Genomic DNA, 2,955 nt, shown 5'->3' with positions numbered 1-2,955 from the left:
TAAAGAAAGAGAACACAAGGTTTTTTACCCGGCCTGCAAAAATAAGTGTCGCCCAATTTTAGAATACATGCTGGATGATACGGAATTATTTAACCAAGCGAGCGATGCTTATGAGAAAGAAATTAAAGAGTTGTTATAGTCCGATTTTTCTTAACTGAAAGGCGTTTCGTTATTTTAAGATCTATTACTTGTAAACAGACAAAGCCGACTCCTAAGAGTCGGCTTTTTGTATTCTATAGAGGTTGAGCTTAGCTTTTAACTAAAACACCCAGAATTTCGAGGCGTTGTGGTGTATCGTATAAGGCGATTTTAGCGAGTGTGTCAAAATCATCCATCCATTCGCTTAGCTCATGTAAATCGGCGTTCTTAGTAACAGTAGCCGCTTGAGATTCACCCATTTCTTTGTCGAACTCAGATCTATGTGTCAATAGTGTATCGAGTTCTGCCAAGCATTCTGTTGCAAGCTCAGGAGTCAACTTTATAAGTGCAAGCTTTGCCTGAACGGCTGGGTTCGTGTTAATGGTTGTATAAAACAACTTAACCTTATCGAAAAACTCGTTATATTTTATTGGGAAACGCCCCTTTACACCTAAATGAATTAGCGTGTCAGGATCTTTCTTGCAAAGAATTTGAGTCAATTCGCGATGCCTTCTAAATGTCATCTCCAATATACTGTAAGTCGTGCTATAGGTATGAGATGCCACTCGTGTTTCCAACTCTTCCTTTTGATTCAACTCCCAAGTTTCTTTGCCTTTATCGTATTTGCCCCAGCCTTCGGCATATTTGGTTTCATCTATACCAAACTCGGCTAATGCCGCTTTAATTTGAGGATCCGTTTGGGCATTGGTTAATGCAGTATGTGTACGTTCTAAAAATTTCGATTCTGATCTAATAAATGTCATTATTTTAAATTTTAAAGATTATAAAATAGTTTAAGTTTAATAGAATGAGATTTAAATTACTTATTTATAATGAAAAATTAAAATTAAAAGCGAACATAAACCTGAAAAAATATGATGTGTGGTTGTGTTTTAAGACTGCTCTTATAGTATAATAGGCTATTGTAGGTGAAAACGAATGTTGTGAATATAAAATCAATTTTGAAGAAGGTGAAATTGTTTTTGTAGAGGTGAGGTGGATATTGCGGATGGTAAAATTGGATCTGCCAGGGTAATATGAGACTTGTGAGTAGTAAGATTCACTCTTTAAGGGTTATATGGATATTCTGGTGGTTGGTATGGGTTCTGTAATAGTGAAATGAATATTGTGTTATGCTGAATAGATTAGATTCATATCTGCTTGATTAAAAATTTATCATTTAGTATTTTTTATGAAAAACTTATGTAGAGTCATTCTGATTTAATTTTGATTAATAGTTTTGTGCCTTGTTTAATACTGTTTAGTGGGATTTATGTCTACTTTTAGTACTCTTAAAATAAGTATTGTTCTTATCATGCCATATGGGAGGGATAAAACACTTTTACGCTGGGCGTCATACCAAATGACCTCGTTAACAAATAACCTAAAGATAAAAAAATGAAACTAAAATTTTTTGGACTACTGGCAGCGGTATTATTAACACAAACATTATTTGCTCAAAAAGAACTGCCAATTATCAAGGCTAATTCATCTAAAGTTGACATTAAAGATGGCAATAATTTAAGAAAAGGTACTTGGACTATTGTCCCAGAGGCAAATCCTGATATTTACACAACTTCAGCAAAAGAGGTCACTTTTTATACTGATATAGACTCAATTTCATTTGAGATTAAACCCAATGAACAATATGATTTTATAATATTACTTAATGAGAAAGATTCTGCAAGAACCCGAATTGTTTGGGAGCTATCAAAATTGGATATGCTAAAAAAAGCAGAAAAATACAATTACTCTGATAATCGCCTTATTCCAGAATTTACATACCAATCTCAGGATAATCCAAATCTTATTAAAACTCGGGAAACCTTAAAGTTAGACTCGATAGCAGGAAATGGAAGTGAACTTTCACAGATTTTTAATCTTTTACATTGGGTTCATAACACAGTAAAACACGACGGAAATAGCAATAATCCGACATCAAAAAACGCCATTGATTTGATTAATGTATGCAAAGCAGAAAATCGTGGTGTTAATTGTCGAATGTTGGCTACAATACTCAATGAATGTTATTTATCAATGGGAATTAAATCTAGATACATAACCTGTATGCCAAGAGAAACTGAATTTAACGATTGTCATGTAATCAATATGGTTTATAGCAAAGATTTGAACAAATGGATTTGGATTGACCCAACTTTTGATGCTTATGTAATGGGCGAAAAAGGAAATTTACTCGGAATACAAGAAGTCAGAGAAAGACTTATCAAAGGCTTACCTCTTGTTTTGAATGCCGATGCTAATTGGAATAGGACAAATTTGCAGACTAAAGAGCATTATTTAGAATATTATATGGCAAAAAATACTTACAGACTTCAAACGCCATTGGTAAGTGAATATAATACTGAAACATGGGGAAAAGGCAAAGAAGTGACTTATGTTGAACTTTTGCCTTTAGATGGAATTGAACAAACTCCTCAGCAAAAAGAGGTCATTAATGATAAAACGGGAACCAAATTCATAAATTATAAAACAAATAATCCTGATGTATTTTGGGCAAAACCTGAATAAAAAGTACGAACGCCAACAATGTATTAAATAATAGCCGGTACAACAGTAAATTCAAGAGTTGTAGCCCGCTTTAATATTCTTGTAATTTGACAGGAATGAGGCGCGCTACCGACTAAAAGGAGCTCATGAGCTTTTGCGAATAATCGACTATTAATCACACACCCAACCTTATGGCCAACTAAATGAATGATATGAATAAGGCAATAAAAATTCTCCTCATAATTCTGCTATGCAATATCGCCCTTAGCTCTCACTTATATTCTCAGAACAAGTACAAAAGAAAAATAT

2 protein-coding genes are annotated in these 2,955 nt (G+C 33.7%); one reads left to right on the top strand and one right to left on the bottom strand.

The genetic code is table 11. The features are described from left to right. Positions 1 to 248 precede the first annotated feature (248 nt). Complete coding sequence (locus ABY905_RS15825) at positions 249 to 902, bottom strand: hypothetical protein (protein WP_372645614.1); 654 nt, start codon at positions 900 to 902, stop codon at positions 249 to 251. 634 nt (positions 903 to 1,536) lie between these two features. On the opposite strand from ABY905_RS15825, the gene ABY905_RS15820 reads away from it, so the two are divergent. Further along, positions 1,537 to 2,667 carry a transglutaminase-like domain-containing protein gene (locus tag ABY905_RS15820; RefSeq protein ID WP_372645612.1) on the top strand — a complete coding sequence of 377 codons (1,131 nt, stop codon included), beginning with the start codon at positions 1,537 to 1,539 and terminating at the stop codon, positions 2,665 to 2,667. Positions 2,668 to 2,955: the final 288 nt, after the last annotated feature.

Source organism: Ancylomarina sp. (assembly GCF_041555295.1).
In the GTDB taxonomy this organism is placed as follows: domain Bacteria; phylum Bacteroidota; class Bacteroidia; order Bacteroidales; family Marinifilaceae; genus Ancylomarina.
Note: the sequence above shows the minus strand (reverse complement) of the source record. Positions and strands in the feature narration are given on the sequence as shown.